17 protein-coding genes are annotated in these 16646 nt (G+C 44.6%); 7 read left to right on the top strand and 10 right to left on the bottom strand.

Features of this window, described 5'->3' with window-relative positions:
* Positions 1–218: 218 nt before the first annotated feature.
* On the bottom strand, positions 219–515 hold the full coding sequence (locus tag KFE98_12960; GenBank protein ID UTW60931.1) for a cell division protein ZapA: 297 nt from the start codon (positions 513–515) through the stop codon (positions 219–221).
* Positions 515–766, bottom strand: coding sequence for a hypothetical protein (locus KFE98_12955; protein UTW60930.1), 252 nt, complete (start codon positions 764–766; stop codon positions 515–517). Before KFE98_12955 ends, KFE98_12960 begins: the two co-directional genes overlap by 1 nt.
* A 140-nt stretch (positions 767–906) precedes the next feature.
* Between KFE98_12955 and KFE98_12950 the strand changes: the two genes are divergently transcribed.
* Both KFE98_12950 and KFE98_12945 read left to right on the top strand, forming a co-directional pair.
* Entirely contained in the window at positions 907–2619 is a 1713-nt protein-coding gene (locus KFE98_12950; protein ID UTW60929.1) for a M23 family metallopeptidase, read from the top strand.
* A gap of 186 nt (positions 2620–2805) precedes the next feature.
* The gene (locus tag KFE98_12945; GenBank protein UTW60928.1) at positions 2806–3450 is read left to right on the top strand and encodes a carboxypeptidase-like regulatory domain-containing protein; all 645 of its coding nucleotides are present in this window, start codon (positions 2806–2808) and stop codon (positions 3448–3450) included.
* Here the strand turns inward: KFE98_12945 and KFE98_12940 are convergent.
* A complete protein-coding gene (locus KFE98_12940) occupies positions 3447–3743 on the bottom strand; it encodes a hypothetical protein (protein ID UTW60927.1) in 297 nt (98 codons plus the stop codon). The two genes, KFE98_12945 and KFE98_12940, sit on opposite strands and share 4 nt — an antisense overlap.
* 238 nt (positions 3744–3981) lie before the next feature.
* Here KFE98_12940 and fdhD point away from each other — a divergent pair, with 238 nt between their 5' ends.
* Entirely contained in the window at positions 3982–4830 is an 849-nt protein-coding gene (gene fdhD / locus KFE98_12935; protein UTW60926.1) for a formate dehydrogenase accessory sulfurtransferase FdhD, read from the top strand.
* The gene (locus KFE98_12930) at positions 4827–5204 is read left to right on the top strand and encodes a hypothetical protein (GenBank protein UTW60925.1); all 378 of its coding nucleotides are present in this window, start codon (positions 4827–4829) and stop codon (positions 5202–5204) included. The genes fdhD and KFE98_12930 overlap by 4 nt, the downstream gene beginning before the upstream one ends.
* A 10-nt stretch (positions 5205–5214) precedes the next feature.
* Here the strand turns inward: KFE98_12930 and KFE98_12925 are convergent, their stop codons facing one another.
* The 3 genes from KFE98_12925 to KFE98_12915 form a co-directional block, all read right to left on the bottom strand.
* Entirely contained in the window at positions 5215–5595 is a 381-nt protein-coding gene (locus KFE98_12925) for a TM2 domain-containing protein (protein UTW60924.1), read from the bottom strand.
* Positions 5582–5908 carry a DUF2752 domain-containing protein gene (locus KFE98_12920; protein UTW64704.1) on the bottom strand — a complete coding sequence of 109 codons (327 nt, stop codon included), beginning with the start codon at positions 5906–5908 and terminating at the stop codon, positions 5582–5584. Before KFE98_12920 ends, KFE98_12925 begins: the two co-directional genes overlap by 14 nt.
* Positions 5909–6033: 125 nt before the next feature.
* A complete protein-coding gene (locus KFE98_12915; GenBank protein ID UTW60923.1) occupies positions 6034–6651 on the bottom strand; it encodes a hypothetical protein in 618 nt (205 codons plus the stop codon).
* 221 nt (positions 6652–6872) lie between these two features.
* On the opposite strand from KFE98_12915, the gene KFE98_12910 reads away from it, so the two are divergent.
* The 3 genes from KFE98_12910 (at position 6873) to KFE98_12900 (ending at position 9381) form a co-directional block, all read left to right on the top strand.
* The gene (locus KFE98_12910; protein ID UTW60922.1) at positions 6873–7553 is read left to right on the top strand and encodes a LamG domain-containing protein; all 681 of its coding nucleotides are present in this window, start codon (positions 6873–6875) and stop codon (positions 7551–7553) included.
* A 110-nt stretch (positions 7554–7663) separates the two neighbouring features.
* Positions 7664–7957: a hypothetical protein gene (locus KFE98_12905; GenBank protein UTW60921.1), complete on the top strand. Its 294-nt coding sequence runs from the start codon at positions 7664–7666 to the stop codon at positions 7955–7957.
* Positions 7954–9381 (top strand): T9SS type A sorting domain-containing protein, encoded by a 1428-nt coding sequence (locus KFE98_12900; protein UTW60920.1) that lies wholly within the window; start codon positions 7954–7956, stop codon positions 9379–9381. Before KFE98_12905 ends, KFE98_12900 begins: the two co-directional genes overlap by 4 nt.
* An 85-nt stretch (positions 9382–9466) precedes the next feature.
* On the opposite strand, the gene KFE98_12895 is transcribed toward KFE98_12900, so the two are convergent.
* The 4 genes from KFE98_12895 to KFE98_12880 form a co-directional block, all read right to left on the bottom strand.
* Entirely contained in the window at positions 9467–12289 is a 2823-nt protein-coding gene (locus tag KFE98_12895) for a T9SS type A sorting domain-containing protein (protein UTW60919.1), read from the bottom strand.
* Between the two features lie 273 nt (positions 12290–12562).
* Complete coding sequence (locus tag KFE98_12890) at positions 12563–12991, bottom strand: nuclear transport factor 2 family protein (protein ID UTW60918.1); 429 nt, start codon at positions 12989–12991, stop codon at positions 12563–12565.
* Between the two features lie 4 nt (positions 12992–12995).
* Positions 12996–14195, bottom strand: coding sequence for a glycosyltransferase (locus tag KFE98_12885; GenBank protein ID UTW60917.1), 1200 nt, complete (start codon positions 14193–14195; stop codon positions 12996–12998).
* Between the two features lie 38 nt (positions 14196–14233).
* Positions 14234–16528 (bottom strand): M1 family metallopeptidase, encoded by a 2295-nt coding sequence (locus KFE98_12880; protein ID UTW60916.1) that lies wholly within the window; start codon positions 16526–16528, stop codon positions 14234–14236.
* Positions 16529–16646: the final 118 nt, after the last annotated feature.

Genomic DNA, 16646 nt, shown 5'->3' with positions numbered 1-16646 from the left:
AGTTAAAGAACGGATTGATCAATGCGAAGGGCAAGGTTCCAGCGTCTTTCGAACAAGTCGAAAAATCTCCACTTCCGATTGGAAGGGATCAACAGGCCTCCTTTTCCATGTTATCTAACCAACCCCAACGATTATAATGTTGAGTTTACAAAACGATGTGTGCGGGCATGCTTTTATACCAGTATTCCTACTGGCACATCATAATATTTTAAAGAACGTTATTCAGTTGCCAGGCAGGAATCGATCTTGTTTGCTATTTGATCCATTTCCTGCTCGACTACAGCTTGTATCGCAGAGTCTTTGTAGCCTTCTACATCCGAGGATTGAGTCGCAAATTCCAAAGCGGTCATTGCCAACAAATCCACATAATCGGATACTACATAATTGCCTTTCAGCTTGTTAATATTCTCATTGATTAGCTGTACAGCCAATTTTATCTTTTGCTCTTCCCCTTCCTCGACTTGCAGTGGATATTCCCGATTCGCTATTTTAACAGTAATGTTTTTTTCCGCCATTACTTCTTCAGAATTTCAATGCATTTATCCACTTCCTTAACCAACTCATCGATTCGATATCGAACTCGATCTTTGTGATTGGAGTCTACTCCGCTTGGCGCCATTTGCCCGCCACGTAGCTCTTCAATCTGTTGCTTAAGTAATTCGTTTTCTTTCCTGAGCAACTTATTTTCTGACAAACGGGTCTGGTAAGCCTCGATCAAAAGATCCACTTTTTGTTTCAAATTGCCGATGCCTGCCTCAGTTGCCATGCCCATTTTAAAATTTAACGCACAAATTTATTGGGGTCATGAGTATAATCCAAGTTTTTAAATCGTTTTTGTGCAAATTAGTTTTCCCGCCAGTCATGCGGCATTTCCGACCGGTATAGTTTTGGATCAGATTGCTGGATATGAAAGTTCTGATTATTACCTCTCTGATTGGTTTTACAACCTGTTTTTCCCTGTGGGGACAAAGCCCAAAATTTCAATCTCCTGTGGATGTTCCGATTTCCCTGGCGGGCAATTTTGGTGAGCTTAGAGGGGGACATTTTCATGCCGGACTCGATATTCGAACCCAAGGAAGAGAAGGTTTAGCGATAAAAGCGGCTGCACCGGGTTACATTTCTCGCATTGGAATTTCGCTTTATGGGTATGGAAAGGTGCTTTACCTAACCCATCCTAATGGCTACACTACCGTGTACGCTCACCTCCAAAAATTCAATCCTGAAATTGAGAAATACATCAAGGATATTCAATACCGAGACCGGAAATTCACCTTGGATATCCAAGTAGATTCTTCTTTGTTTACCTATCAGGCCGGGGATGTGATTGGCGTTTCGGGCAACAGGGGTGGGTCGGGTGGGCCTCATCTGCATTTTGAAATACGGAATACAGGTACTGAACGTCCGCTTAATCCTTACCTGTATGGATTTAAGGTGGCCGATCATAAATCACCTGTGATTAAGACCTTTTCGATTTACCCGCTTAATGATCAAAGTGAAGTCAATGGCCGAAACGAAGCGCTGCACCTTCCGGTTACGGGCGGTGGTGGCAAATACCGGTTGAAAGTTCCAACCTCCCTTAAGCTCCATGGTAAAATTGGCTTTGGCGTGGAAACGGAGGACTTTACGGATTCCAGTCCTTTTAGAAATGGCGTGTATAGCATCGAACTTCTCAAAAATGGGCACCGGGTCTACTTCCACCAAATGGATAGTTTCTCCTTCGATGAAACCCGATACATCCAAGCCCACATGGATTTTTACCAAGCCAAGAAATACAAAAAACGAATCCAGCGTTCCTACCTGCTCGATGGCAACGAACTATCCATTTACCAGGACTTGGTGAATCGTGGAAAGCTGTTTTTTATCACCGATACCAGCTATTCGATCACTTATAAGATTAAAGACTTCTTTGGCAATACTTCTCAAATTGAAGTGGATGTAAACAGCCTTGCCCAAAAACAAACTGCACCCCAAGTTCTTGAAGCCTCTACCCATCAATTGATTTTAGGCCAATCGGGAGATTATTCCGATGATCATGTGCATTTGCATTGGGACGAACATGCTGTGTATGAAAACACCCCGCTAAGAATCAGTGAGAAAAAAGCCATCGGTCGGTGTCAAACTCCTCGCTATGGAATCAACACGCTTTACGATCCGCTTCATGAATACGTGGAATTATCCATTCGAATTGACAGCATTCCTGAACGACTCCATTCAAAGCTCATTGTGGTTTCCCTGGACAAGAATTCAAAAATCCTAGCTGCTGAAGGGGGAGAAATCGAAGGAGACTTTATAAAAGTAAAAACACGCAGTTTCGGTCCCTATACCGTCATGGCTGATACTACAGCTCCGGTTGCTAACTTCACCGGCTTCAAATCTGGTAAGCGATTCCAATCTCCCGGTAAAATTCGATTCTCAGTCAAAGACGATATTTCAGGACTTCATCATTACGAAGCCTACATTGACGATCAATGGACTTTAGTGGAATATGAACGAAACAAAAAAAGTGGCTTCCTGGAAATAGATCGGGTACAAGCCACCGGCGGCCGTCACGATTTTACCATCGAACTAACCGACTGGCGAGGAAACCAAAAGGTTCTTAAAGGCCATTTCATTTATTGAATCTTGAATCTCCAATCCTGAATTTTCAAAAAACTCCGCTCCACCCTTTACCGAAAGCTTCAGGGAACTCGTCCTCGTACTCGCTTCTCCCATCTCGCCTCTCGCCTCCCAAATCTTCCAACGTTTTTTAAGAATCTGAGCACTAATTTTCTGGGTTTCCGTTTTTAGAGGCGTATTTTTGAGGCGTTGAAGAAGATTTTACTCATTGTTTTTGTTGGCCTTTTAGCCTTTTCAGGGAGCGCCCAGATTAAGGATAGCCTTATTCAATTTTCGGGAGTGTTTCTGGATGCTGATAGCCTAACACCCGTTCCCTTTGTGAATATTGCGGTGGTAAATCGCCATCGGGGTACTTCTACAGATTATCGGGGTACATTTTCTTTTGTGGCCAATCGTGGTGACACAGTTCGGTTTACTTGTATTGGTTACCGTCCCTTTCAATGTATCATTCCCGATACGCTCACTACCCAGCGCTATACCTTGGTTCAATTGTTTTCAAGGGATACCTTTAACCTACCCGAAGCGGTAATATTTCCCTGGCCGAGTAAAGAAGAATTCAGAGAAGCATTCTTGAACTTAAACATTCCGGATGATGATCTGGAACGAGCGCGAAAAAACCTCGAACGAGAAGAGCGAAGGGCTCAAATGGAAGGATACGACACTTGGGGAAGTATCAATTACAAGTTATCCAACCAAGCCTATACCGAAAGACTCTATTATGCCGGACAGTCTCCACCCATCTCGGTTTTCAATCCATTCGCCTGGGCGGAATTCTTTCAGGCTCTCAAAAACGGAGACCTCAAAGACCCCCGAAAAAAAGAGAAAGACGATTAGTTGAAGCGCACCTTATGGATACGCTCAACCGGTATACGGATACCATTCTTTAGCAAAATGCTGCGCTTGTCTCGACCCCAAATGGTGGTTTCCACCTCTTTCAGACCATCAAGATCTTCAAATACGATGAGTACTTTGAATTGAGCAAAGTTCCCGGCATCAATCGCTTGATCGATGATGACAGACCTCTTTGAACGCGCATCATCTTCCTGCAGAACATCACCTTTTGGAAACTGAAGAGAATTGATCTTTTCCTTCTCGATGTAGGCAATATGTGCAAAGGATGTTGCCATTTATAGCGTGTTAAAATTTTCGTCTTAACCAGCCTTTCTTAAAGGGTAGGCTCAAGAAAGGCCTTGAATACCCCGGCGCCCTCTTATCCACTGCTCCTCTCAAAGGTAAAAAATAAGGGCAATCATCTGACGTTCAACCCCTTCATTTTTTAGCCCTCCATTTCCCCTTCTAAATCGTTCTATCCTGCTGATCTTCCGAGCTCTCCTAATTTCATTTAAAATTCGACCTTTGCTCTGAATGAAGACTCCGGTTAAACAAATCGAACTACTCACTTTGGATCAAGGTGTCCAAGAATCGAAAAGAGACATTCTGGCAACGGAGGAACCGATGGAAATACGGGTTCGTTTTGGCCCTCGAACGGAACGTGAGGAACGTAACCTCTCGGTGACGATGAGAACGCCAGGAAATGACTTTGAACTTGCCTTGGGTTTTATGTATAACGAAGGCATCATCTCCAGTTATGATCAGGTAGCCCTCATTCGATATTGTGAAACCATTAAGGATGAAGCTGAAAAAGGCAATGTGGTCATTGTGGAATTGAGCGATTCGGTTGAGCTAGATTGGTCAAAACTGGAAAGGCACTTCTACACCACCTCAAGTTGCGGCGTTTGCGGAAAATCGAGCTTAGAAGCGGTTGAAGTCCAATGCCCTGCACCTTTAAATGCATCCCTTCGAATTCAAGCAGAAACCCTCATTCAATTGCCGGAAACACTGAGAGAACAACAACACTTGTTTGAATACACTGGAGGTATTCATGCCTCTGCCCTTTTTAGTCCATCGGGCGAACTGCGGATGCTTCGAGAAGACGTGGGCAGGCACAATGCCCTGGACAAAATAACCGGAGCGGGGCTCTTCGAGAGTCAACTTCCCTTGTCAGATTCAGTTCTTCTCGTAAGCGGTCGAGCAAGCTTTGAACTGGTGCAAAAGGCTATTGTCAGTGGTATTCCAGTGTTAGCTGCTGTGGGAGCTCCATCGAGTCTCGCCGTTGATCTGGCCGAAAAACAAGGACTAACTCTCGTGGGCTTTCTGCGAGGTGAACGATTTAATATTTACACGCACCCAGAACGTATAATTCTCCCCTCATGAAACTAAGAATTCAAGGTCAATCGGTACGACTCCGATTAAAAAAATCAGAAGTGGATCAATTCGCCAACACGGGGTCCTGCCAAGAAAAATTGAACTTTCCTGACAGCGGTGCACTCTCTTATTCCTTGATTCGGTTTGAAGGAGAAAATGTGTCAGCCGAATGGGAAAACCAAGAACTCAAGGTACTGGTACCAGGAGAAGTAGCGCAAAAATGGGCCTCAACGGAACGGGTAGGATTTCGGGGTAAATGTAAATTACCGGATGGAAGTTCTCTCGACATCTTGGTCGAAAAAGACTTCAAGTGTCTCACGGGTGAGGATAAGGGTGATGATTTTTATGATAACCCCTACCTCACGAAGAAGGCAGGGGAATAATCAAGAATTATTAGGCATGAGACCTTACCATGGTTTCCAATTCCATGGCTACTCCCATGTTGTATTCCATGGCCAGTTTTTCATGATTTACCAAATCCACAATGGTTCCGATAAAACACAATCCTCCGGTCAGCAAATAAAGGATTCCCATACCCACTTGTCCCATCAGAAATCGATGAATTCCGGCTACCCAGATCAATCCGATAAGAGCAGTGATTAGAATAATTTGAGGATCTTTCCTGCGAGTTCGGTAGGCCATGGCAAATGTGCGGGCCTGATTAGCAGTTAACTTGTCCAAGACACCTTGAACAAAAATCATTTCTTCGCCTTTTAATTCAGGCAGGAGATCCAAAACCTTATTCGGCTCTCCGGGTTCGTCAACTCTTTCCATAATTGTGAGAATGTTTTGATTGTTTTATTTCCTGGAATGCCAGGTGCACAGTACGGTAAACCAAAATTCCTAATGCCGGTGCTCCAAACCAATGAGCCGACCAACTGGATGCCCAGTCTCCGTGAAGCAGAAAAGAGATCGAGTGTCCCAATCCGCAACCTAAGCAAGGAAGATCGAGATGGTGGAAAAGGCAAAGGCTAAAATACCCTTCACCATGGCCATAGGGATTGTAGAAAAACAACGCCAAAAGTGCAGCCGGCCAAAGAATAAGTTCGAGGTGAAAGCTTTTTCGTAAAACCGATATGGAAGGCATGTTTTTCATGGTAACGTACTGAATCAAAGATAATTCAAGACTTCCCCATTCCCCACCTCATTAGGATTAGCGGTTAAATTGCCCCTTTTTTGCCAAAAGAACGATTGGTGTACGGTAAAAGGAACCTACAGAACCAACAAAGGTTTTCCCTTAAACAACTCTTCCAGCTCGGGTGGTCCGCCGAGATAGGTGTTTTTGAAGTCATCCATTTCATCTTTGGTTTCTTCCGAAAGCAATTCAGAAATCTCATCCATGGCTTCAAAACTGATCATGTAGGGAAACTCACGAACCAAAAGTTTGTTTCCCCTAAAATAACCACACAGGGTATACTCGCCCACTTCTTCCTTGGGGGTTCCTTTTATCAAGCAGGATCCGGCCTTTTCTTTCCAATCCCCATTCCCCTCCATTCTTTGCTGTAGCATCATGGGATTGGCCTGCATCCACATGTATCGCTTAATGGCCAGCCGGGATTCTTCAGACATTTTTTCTTGAAGCGTTTCAGCACAACTGGTACATAGGGCGTACTCATATACCACGTATTCCGTAGTTGAGTTTACCCTTTTCATCGCCTTTTCGATAAAGTAATCTTCATTGGAATGCAAAAGCTCTTTTTCACAGACCTGGCATTGATGAAAAGGTCCTTCCTCGGAATAGCTATGAAAATCCGCCGGGATATCGACCTCCTGAGGCTGGGGTAGTTTAAAGTCGTCGGATTCGTTTTCGGGAAAATTTTCGTCGTTCAAAATGAGTCGATAGCGGGGCCAGAGACCGTTTATAAATAGGGGCTCAAGTTAGTAAAAATGCCATTTGCCGAAGTAATAAGTCATATTTCGTACATTTACCCAAATGGAATCCTTGAGCCTGCTCTTGGATAACAATACTAACAACCTCTTCAAAAATGCTGTAACCCTAAATAGAAGATCAATTTTCGGTTTTTGGTTACAAAAAAGTGCTCCTTATGCGAATGAAAAAATTTCTACTACTTCCCTTCCTACTTCTCCCTTTAAGCTTGCTTTTTGCGCAAGGATCAGGAAAAAATCTAACATTTAACGGTAGCTCCAGTTACGTAAACTGTGGTACCATCAATCTGAATGGATCCGCCGTAACCCTCCAAGGGTGGGTTTATGTAAGTTCTTTTAAAACGGGTCACCCCTATATTTCCTCCTTGTGGGGAACTGAAACCAATGGAAACCAATGTATGCTCCGATTAGGAGATGGTGGATTGGCCGCGGAAAAAGTTCAATTCGTTCTCTACAACGGGTCCACTCACTACAAGCTGGATGGAAGCAAATCATTAACCGTTAATCAGTGGTACCATATTGCTGGAACCTACGATGGTACAACGATGAGAATCTACATCAATGGTAAACTGGACGCTAGCCGTACTCAAACCATGACGATTCGTTCTAACAGCACCTTTGAAATTGGGCGCGCCTATGCTCACTCCCGAATTTTGGATGGAAAAATTGATGAGGTAAGCGTTTTTAAAGCAGCCCTGTCTCAAAACACGATTCGCGATTGGATGTGTCAGTCCATCAATAGTAGCCACCCTAATTACAATCAGTTAGAGGATACTGGAAACTGGATGATGGAACGGGAACCTCTGCCACAGACAACTCAGGTAAAAACCATACGGGTTCTCTAATTAGTAGCCCCACCTGGACTACCTCATCAGCACCAATTGGTAATGCCAGTGCCCATGATTTTAGCTCACCTTATGCGGTCAAATTAACCCACCCTGATGGTGACTCCCTCATGGTGGATAGCGTTCAAGGAACGGTGGGCTCGGTTCACATTTATCGGGTAGACAGCCTTGTGCCTAATTCAACCAATGGAATTCCATCAACGATTACTTCCATAGATACCATTCGGTATTGGGGAGTTTTCTACGCTGAAGGTCCTTCTGCTACCAGCCGCGTTACTTATTATTACGATAAAAACAAAAGCTACCTCAATGCCACTGGATGTGTATTGGAATGGATGCAACGCGACGACAATGCTGACTTAACCTGGGCGTCTACAGGTGCCCCCGAACGGCTACTACCTTGATTAAATCAAAAGCCAAAAGATCGGAGTTTCTACTTGGATTTAGTGGTACCTCCTCTATTCACGCCAACAGCGGAGGAACCATTTGTATGGGAGACAGTATTCTACTTAAGCACCCTACTACCGGTCTATCGTATAGCTGGTTGCGAAATGGAGCCAATATCGCTGGAAGTAGTCACGAATTGCAGGCCAAAGTACCGGGTACTTATCAAGTCATTAGTACGATTAACAATTGCTCGGATACCAGTGCCCCTTTTGCCCTTACGGTTAACAACTTACCCAGTGTAAGCTTTTCTCCGCTGAACGCGGTTTGTGCCCACATTCTTTTTGATACGCTTAATGGAGGTATGCCAGCTGGAGGAACGTACAAGCATCAGTTTGTTTCAGGAAATCTATTTGTAGTTCAGAATGCAGGTCCTGGTGACCACCGCATTGTATACGAATACACAGATGGAAATGGATGTAAAGACACCTCTTCTCAGGTGTTGAAAGTTCACGCCTTGCCTACCATCAATTTGAGCCTGATCTCTCCCTTATGTGAGGATTCTGCAGGTTTTACTTTGTCTAACGGTAGTCCAATGGGCGGCAGCTACAGCGTAAATGGCTCAGCGTCCACCCAGTTTGACGCATCCGCATTGGGAGCGGGTACGCATACTGTAAAATATGAGTATACGGATAGCAACCAGTGTCCTAATTCGGATTCGATTGACGTGGTCGTTAATGCCCTTCCCATGGTTCGCTTAAACTTGATCAACGATAAGTACTGTGAATATGACGCAGCTAAATTGATGGATGGTCAGAATCCTCGTGGCGGTTCCTTTAGTGGAGCTGGAGTTGTGGGAAATACTTGGGAACCGCAAAATTCTGGACCTGGAAATCACGTGGTGACCTATTTCTATACCGACCCTAGCACAGGTTGTAGCAATCAGGCGGTGGATACGATGTACATCTACCCTCGTCCTACAAAACCTACAGCTTCTCAAGCGGCAGATTCCGTTGTTTCTACCCCAGGAAACGCCTATCAGTGGTATAACCTACAGCGGAAAATTAACGGAGCTACGGACAGGTCTTATCATCCAAAAATTGATGATCGCTATTTTGTAATTATTACCAGTGCTGAAGGATGTACCTCTCTACCGAGCGATACAGTTGATTTCAAAAAACCAAATAGCGTAACGGAATACGCGAATGCATCCGGAATGCGTGTCTACCCAAATCCAGCGGACCAACAAGTGTATCTCGATTTTGAAGGAAAGGTCCTTCCTCAGGGATTAGAGCTTCTCGATATGCAGGGCAAACGAATTTCTATTCAAACCGTTTCTTCAACCTCCACTTCTATTTCACTCGGTGATTTGGAGCCAGGAGTTTATCTGATTAGAGCTTGGTTTGAAGATCAAATGGTTCCGGTTCGCATCCAAAAGCGATAGGAGTTATATCAAAAAGAATTATCAAAAAAGCCCGCCTAATGGATAGGACGGGGCTTTTTCATTTCTAATTGTTAAAGGTTGGAATCTATTGAAGAATGAGCGAGTGAACTTCAGTAAGCGATTCTGACTCTACCCGAATGGTGTAAACACCTTTGGAGTGATCGGTCATATCGGGAAGATTCTCGCCCGGAGAGAGCATTCCTTGATGTACCATTCTTCCGGCAGGATCAAATACCATGAAACTGGCTTCCAAAATGGAATCATCTAATTGCAGCGTAATCGGACCTGAACTTGGATTGGGATATAACTTAAAGTGAGACTCCTGTTCCAAACTCTCTTCAACTTGGCTCAGCGTAGCTCCTGTTTTAAAGGCATTTCCATAAGCCGCATCATTTCTAAACAAATAATACCCACTGCTCGCACTGGTGTGATTCAGACCGGAAGAAGGAGGAAGAGTCATAATACCTTGCGTTACCTTTCCTGTGCTGTAGGCCTCGTTATCAGCACCCGCTACTCCGCCGGCCAGGTAATTGCCAGGGCCATAAGCTACCGTTCCCCAATCTACTCCACCGGAAGGATTAATATTGGCTACGAATACGTCTTCGGAAGTCCCGGTACCACCATTATTATTCGGCACATAGCCGGGGAAAAAGATTCCGTATCCACGGTAATTCCCGGTTAGGTAGACATTTCCGTATCCCGTAGGAGCAATGGCCAAACCTTTAGCCATTTGCAGGTAACCAGGATAGGCATTCTCATCCATTTTAGTTACCCAAAGGCAATTGCTGTTATCATCGAGCTTAGCCACATAAAAGTTGTTGATCAAGCTACTCTGGTTGATAGCACTTCCAAAGGCCCCAGAAAGCTGACCAAAGTAGCCACCGGTTACATATACATCTCCGTTGATAAAGGCTACCCCATTTCCTTCGCCACTCGAACCTGTAGTCGCTCCGGCTTTTTTGATCCATTGGGAGGTCCCGGAGGTGTTCATCTTGCAGAGAAAGGCATCACCATTCGCGGTGGTGGTAGAAGATTGGCCGGAAAGATTGAGTGTTCCAAAAAAGGTACCGGTAACATAGATTCCGCTGGCATTTTCAACCACATCGTTGGCTATATCTCCGACGGATCCACCGGTAGAAATTTTAGGCCATCCCGCCAAAGCAGAACCGGTGGTCGGTGAGCATTTCATAACGAACACCTGATCTTGAGAGGTTCCACTTCCCCCACAAACCAAAATATCGCCATTGGGTGAAACATTCACGGATTGAGGCCTTGGAGCAACCAAAGAGGAGTAAACGGTTTGCACAAAGTCAAAGCTGCCATCTGTACGATCCAGCTTGGCCACAAACATGGAACTGGATGGAACAGTAATCATGTTGACATCGGAAATGAAGTTTACATTTCCTGCGGTTCCATTGAATTGCCCGGTTATATAAAGATCATTTCCATCACGAGCAATGCTCACACCAGTAACTCCCGTGGCTGCCACCGAATTGGATACGGAAACCCATTCCGGCTGACCGCAGTAACCGTATTTCATCACATAAAGTCCCTGAGGTCCGCTACCGCTGCTAACCGTGAAACCATCGAGATTGGAGTTTTGTCCGAAGGTTCCCACCACGTACACATCTCCGTTTTCATCCGACACAATGTCGTTTCCCTGATCTCCACTAAAAGATAAAGAAGAAGCCGTAGGAAATCTTTGCGTATTGGAATTATCCACGGGAATGGCATCGGTATAAGTACAGCCGTTATCATCGGTTATGGTTAACGAATAGGTAGCTGCATGCAACTCGTCAATGAGTGCGGTCGTTTCTCCATTGGACCATTGATAAGAATAGGGGGCAGTTCCAGAATTGCCCGAGGCCAATACTGAACCGTCTCCAGAATGGGTACAAGACTCATCCACCACATTAATGGTGGCATCTACATCATAATCCGCTGGCAGGTAATGGGAAAAGGTAAAATCACAAGCATTGTCAACTGTGACGGTTACATCGTAGTTTCCAGAACATTTGCTGGAAATAACTAAAGAATTGTCCCCGGTGCTCCACTGATAACTTCGGTTGTATGGATAGCTTGCCGCTTGATGAGCAATAAAACCATTGCAGTTACCTTGGCTACACTCAGAAGGGTATACGAGCCAGTTGGTCCCATTCAAATCATAGGAGTCCATGGTGTGGCTGTAATCAAACTGACAGCCGGCCGCATTGGTAATGGTTAAGGCTAAGTTTGGATTACAAATGTTGGTGCGTGGATTGCTGGTACTGTTGTCCGACCATAGGTAAGTATATGGAGCATGGCCTCCATTGGGGTAGACCATTACCTCACCAGAACAACCGGTTGGACAAGCTGGATTTACCTCTTGAAAGTAAGGATTGGGATGATCCAAATTAACCCCGGAAACATTGGTGAAAAATGGAGTGGATCCGAAGGTATATATCGGACTGGCCCCACCAGCAATTATATCATAAGCCCACAGCGAACTGCTGGTAGCTGTTCCCGTAAAATTAGTTACATCCACATCTACGTGGTACTGACCTTCAGGAAGGTTACAGGGAATGGTAAAATCTATCTCCCCTGGTGAATTCCACCAAAAGGTGGTTCCACTACCCGGATAGTAAAGCGTAAAATCATAATCGAGATCACCTAATGGAATGGAATTTCCCTGATTATCCCTTAAGTAAACGTCAAATTTAAGGTTGGCCATTAAAGCTGGATCATACTCCCCACCCGAGGCGGTGACATCAATGGAAATCGTTTCCCCTGGTTCCACGTTGTCGTAAGGCGAAAACGTGTAGAAAATAACGACGTAAAAATTGGCTGAGGCTTGGCCTGCAAAAAGCAACAGAAAAGCTGAGAGCAGTAGTGCATTCCACTTTGGAACGCGTTTTCTTGAAGAGTTCATAGAATTAGTTTTGGTTAGGGTCCAATGCCAGGCACAGGGTGTTTTGGGGTTGACCAGGCAAGGTGCTTGAAATTGAACGGATAATTTAGTTTTTGGGTCAACCGAAAGTCAGGACAAGGATAGCCAAAAAGGATTCCAAAATTTTGGTTTGCCCATAAAATCTGGTGTTAGATTATCTATACCAAAATCCACAAAACACTGAAATACAAAAGATTAAACTGCAAGTTCAGCTACCACACTGAAACCTATTGAAAATGGAATGGAAGACTTAATCTAATCTACGAAGTACCAAACGCGGTAGATTTTCCCGTCTTTGTATTGGTAAATTCCCATGGAGGTTTGCGAACGGGTTCCCTTTGAAGTATTCCAGGAAACCTTCTCCTGAAAACTGATTCGATTTCCATCTACTACCCACTTTACAATTTCAGAGTCCACCAATTCAATGGAAGCGAAATAGCCGGTCATGGATTTTTTGAACTCCTTTTTCCCGGAAACCTCCAGCAAAATGGTATCCGCAGTTACATAAAACCACTTGAATTCATCGTGTACATTTTCGGTCATTCGATCCACATCTCCGGCTTTAAAAGCCTCCACCTGGTCCATGAGTTGCTGTACAAGCATTTGATCCTTAGAGGGCGGTATTTGAGCCCAGGAAAAAGAAACCAAAAGAGAAAACAACAAAGTGAATAGAAAAGCTCTCATAGCGTTAGGAGTTCAAAAGTGTTTGTATGTCATTCATTAAATCCTGAAGGTGGGCTTTCCAGGTATACCGATCTCTTGCCAATTGCCGGGAAACTTGGCTCATCTCATTCCATTTCTCCGTGTCTTCCAAGAGCAAGAGACACGCTTCGGCAAACTGAACTGGGTCGGCGGTAATCATGGCTTCCTTTTCGTGACGCACTTCAAGTCCTTCAGCTCCAACCGGGGTGCTAACCACAGGAATTCCACGGTACATAGCATCCAAAAACTTCACCTTCATTCCACTCCCAAATCTCAGTGGTAAAACAAACACCCTGGCCTTCGATAACCAAGGTTCCAGTTCTGGAACAAAACCTGTAAACACTACCTGATTACCATAAGGACTTGCCGCCTTCTTCAATCGACTATCGGCATCCTTACCGATAATGGTAAATGTGGTTTCTGGTTTCTTATCGAGAATTTTTGGGAAGATGTTCTTCAAAAAATGAATAACCCCATCGATGTTGGCTTCCCAGCTCAACGTTCCAATAAATGCAAGATTTAGCTCAGTTTGCTTAAAAATCAAATCAGGCTCCTGGAGTAGGGCGTCATTGCCCAAATGATAGGTTGTTGCAAATTTTTGAGCGGGAATACCCAGTTTTTGGAGTGCCTGCTGATCATTAGGTGCTGCCCATATTCGATCGGCTCGCCGGCAATACTGCTTTTCGGCATTCTTAATTCTTCGGCTCTCGAGGAACAATACATTCTTGCGGAGTAAGTTGTTTTCGACCGAAGCAAAACGATCCCACATTACATATTCCGCATTGTGTTCATGCAGAATGACACGCCCTTTGAAATTGGCCGGAACGTACTGAAACATCTCGTAATGATCAGCAATCAATAGATCGTAGCTTGCCGCCAATTGTTCAATTCCCGCTTTGGCTTGGGGAGAGTAATTGCGGTAAATATTCAACGTCCTACTCCTGAGGTAGGAGTTTACCACAGTTTTAAGATTCCTGGGATTGTCGCAAGGGTAGGATTGATAATCCCGAATTTCTACTTGCTTTCGAAACTCAGCCTCGTGCCGTTCATCCTTTCCCTTGAGCAGCGTAACCATACCGAGCTCATGGTGGGCCGCCAAGGCCTTCACCAGATTCCAACTTTTTAGCACTCCTCCACTCTCTGGTGGAAAAGGCAATTGTGTGGTCAGAAAAAGAACTTTTGCCATCTACCGATCAAGTTACAAAATCCCTCGGTAAAGGTATTTTACTTGCTCGGTTGAGCCCGCTGCATCGGGTTCATTTTTTTTCGGTTGCCGCTTTTGTAAAGCTCAAAACGAGTAGGTACGGGCTTAGGAGGCCAATAGTGGTTTCCGGTATCCACATCAGCCGTTTCCAGGAATGGATCCAACTCCATTTCGGCCACCTCTTTTTCAAAGAAGAATACCTTTTTCACTTTCTCGTTGTTCCGTCTCCAGATTTCGGCAGGAATTCGAACTACCTCAGAACTACCGTCGGTAAAGGTGAATCGCATAATGATAGGCATCACCAATCCACCTTGGTTGCTGTAGTGTACTTCGTAAAAGTTCATGCCTGAAGCTTTTTGAAGCAATTCTTTTTCACGATCGCTCAATCGTTCCAAGTAACGCTCGTAATCTTTCCGATCCATCTCGGTTACCTGGTAGCGGAAATCACTATCGTAGAAGTCTGCCAATTCAGGCTTTTGATCCAAAAGGCGAACCAAGGCTGTATCGTTACGGATATCTCCAATGAATTGGCGACGTTGCTCATCGGCCATTTTCTGGAAGTTCTTTTCAATCTCTGGGTCTTGGGTATTCAACTGATACCAATTCACACGATCGAGAGAAATATCAACGTTGTCTGTGGTGTAAAACCAGCCTCTCCAAAACCAATCAAGATCTACAGCCGAGGCATCTTCCATGGTGCGGAAAAAGTCAGCAGGAGTCGGATGTTTAAACATCCATCGCTGGCAGTATTCTTTGAAAGCATAGTCGAACAACTCTCTTCCCATAACGGTTTCACGCAAGATGTTGAGAGCCGTTGCTGGCTTGCCATAGGCATTGTTTCCAAATTGCCAAATGGACTCGGAATTGGTCATGATGGGAGAAATGTATTGTGGATCTCCTTTCATGTAATCTACAATCTTGTAGGCTGGTCCTCTTCTCGAAGGGTAATGATCGCTCCACTCACATTCGGTCAAGTACTGAACGAAGGTGTTTAAGCCCTCATCCATCCAGGTCCATTGACGCTCATCAGAATTTACAATCATCGGAAAGTAGTTGTGCCCCACTTCGTGAATGATTACTCCGATCATACCGTATTTAGTTTGCTCAGAATAGGTTCCGTCTTTTTCCGGACGACCTCCATTGAAACAAATCATTGGGTACTCCATTCCAATGTGATTGGCATGGATAGACTGAGCCACAGGATAAGGATAATCGAAGGTAAATTTGCTATAAGTTCTCAAGGTATGAGCTACCACCTCGGTGGAATACTGTTCCCACAGTGGATTTCCTTCTTTCGGGTAAAAAGACATGGCCATCACCGTGCGATCACCCATTTTTACACCCATTGCATCCCAAATAAACTTACGAGATGAAGCGAATCCAAAGTCCCGAACGTTTTTAGCTTTAAAGGTCCAGGTCTTGGTACCGGAGGCTTTCTCTTTTTCGTTTTCCTCAGCTTCCGCTTGAGTTACAATAAGGACAGGCTTATCGGCGGTTTTGGATTCTGCGAATCGGCTTCTTTGTTCTGAGGTAAGTACTGTAGAGGCGTTCTGAAGTTCCCCTGTAGCAGCCACAATATGGTCTTCGGGAACGGTAATACTTACTTCATAATCTCCGAAAGGCAAGGTAAATTCACCTCTTCCGAGAAACTGCTTATTCTGCCAACCTTCCACATCGTTGTATACGCACATTCTTGGAAAAAACTGAGCGATGGTGTAGAGGTAGTTATCGTCTTCCTTGAAGTACTCATACCCTGATCTTCCGCCAATTTGCATCCGATCGTTGATGTTGTACCACCATTTGACTTTGAACGAAAAACTTGATCCTGGAGTCAACGGAGTGGGCAGATCAATACGCATCATGGTTTTGTTGATGGTGTGATCAAGATCCTTTCCGTTGGTCAAGGTAACCGACTCAATTTTAAATCCTCCATCAAAATCAGATAGCATCCGGGATACTCCATAAAAGGAGTTTCTTTTCTTGATGCCGTCGTCACTGATCAAGCGTGTATCACTATCCTCGGCTCGCATGTTTTGATCCAGCTGAAGCCACAGGTAAGTGAGTGTTGTTTTGGATTTGTTGTAATACGTGATGGTTTCTTCTCCTGTGATGGTTTGTTTGGCATCATCCAGGGTAATAGCCATTTTATAGTTCGCCTGCTGCTGGTAGTACCAAGGTCCCGGTGCACCGGAAGCTGTGCGGTACGCATTTGGCGTAGGTAGCTCTTCTTTCAGCTGTTTGAACTTATTTTGGCTCTGGGATTGTCCCCCTATCCCCCAAGCCAATGCCAAACAGATCAGCGCAAATTTTCTCATACAAGTCAGAATTAAGAAAGCGAAAATACAACTCTCAACCTATCTGTTAAACAAATAGTGATAAGCGGGTTATCTCCTGTACTTTTCCCGACCAACTGTCCTATTTATGAGGGATTCG

It is taken from the genome of bacterium SCSIO 12741, assembly GCA_024398055.1.
Lineage (GTDB): Bacteria > Bacteroidota > Bacteroidia > Flavobacteriales_G > Salibacteraceae > SCSIO-12741.
This window is presented reverse-complemented; position numbering and strand designations above follow the sequence as displayed.

What these genes read in the sequence shown, in the direction of transcription:
- KFE98_12960 (UTW60931.1), bottom strand. Translation starts at nt 515, where the DNA reads ATGGCGGAAAAAAACATTACTGTTAAAATAGCGAATCGGGAATATCCA.
- fdhD (UTW60926.1), top strand. Translation starts at nt 3,982, where the DNA reads ATGAAGACTCCGGTTAAACAAATCGAACTACTCACTTTGGATCAAGGT.
- KFE98_12880 (UTW60916.1), bottom strand. Translation starts at nt 16,528, where the DNA reads ATGAGAAAATTTGCGCTGATCTGTTTGGCATTGGCTTGGGGGATAGGG.
- KFE98_12950 (UTW60929.1), top strand. Translation starts at nt 907, where the DNA reads ATGAAAGTTCTGATTATTACCTCTCTGATTGGTTTTACAACCTGTTTT.
- KFE98_12910 (UTW60922.1), top strand. Translation starts at nt 6,873, where the DNA reads ATGAAAAAATTTCTACTACTTCCCTTCCTACTTCTCCCTTTAAGCTTG.
- KFE98_12895 (UTW60919.1), bottom strand. Translation starts at nt 12,289, where the DNA reads ATGAACTCTTCAAGAAAACGCGTTCCAAAGTGGAATGCACTACTGCTC.
- KFE98_12930 (UTW60925.1), top strand. Translation starts at nt 4,827, where the DNA reads ATGAAACTAAGAATTCAAGGTCAATCGGTACGACTCCGATTAAAAAAA.
- KFE98_12905 (UTW60921.1), top strand. Translation starts at nt 7,664, where the DNA reads ATGGTGGATAGCGTTCAAGGAACGGTGGGCTCGGTTCACATTTATCGG.
- KFE98_12890 (UTW60918.1), bottom strand. Translation starts at nt 12,991, where the DNA reads ATGAGAGCTTTTCTATTCACTTTGTTGTTTTCTCTTTTGGTTTCTTTT.
- KFE98_12940 (UTW60927.1), bottom strand. Translation starts at nt 3,743, where the DNA reads ATGGCAACATCCTTTGCACATATTGCCTACATCGAGAAGGAAAAGATC.
- KFE98_12925 (UTW60924.1), bottom strand. Translation starts at nt 5,595, where the DNA reads ATGGAAAGAGTTGACGAACCCGGAGAGCCGAATAAGGTTTTGGATCTC.
- KFE98_12955 (UTW60930.1), bottom strand. Translation starts at nt 766, where the DNA reads ATGGCAACTGAGGCAGGCATCGGCAATTTGAAACAAAAAGTGGATCTT.
- KFE98_12920 (UTW64704.1), bottom strand. Translation starts at nt 5,908, where the DNA reads ATGCCTTCCATATCGGTTTTACGAAAAAGCTTTCACCTCGAACTTATT.
- KFE98_12885 (UTW60917.1), bottom strand. Translation starts at nt 14,195, where the DNA reads ATGGCAAAAGTTCTTTTTCTGACCACACAATTGCCTTTTCCACCAGAG.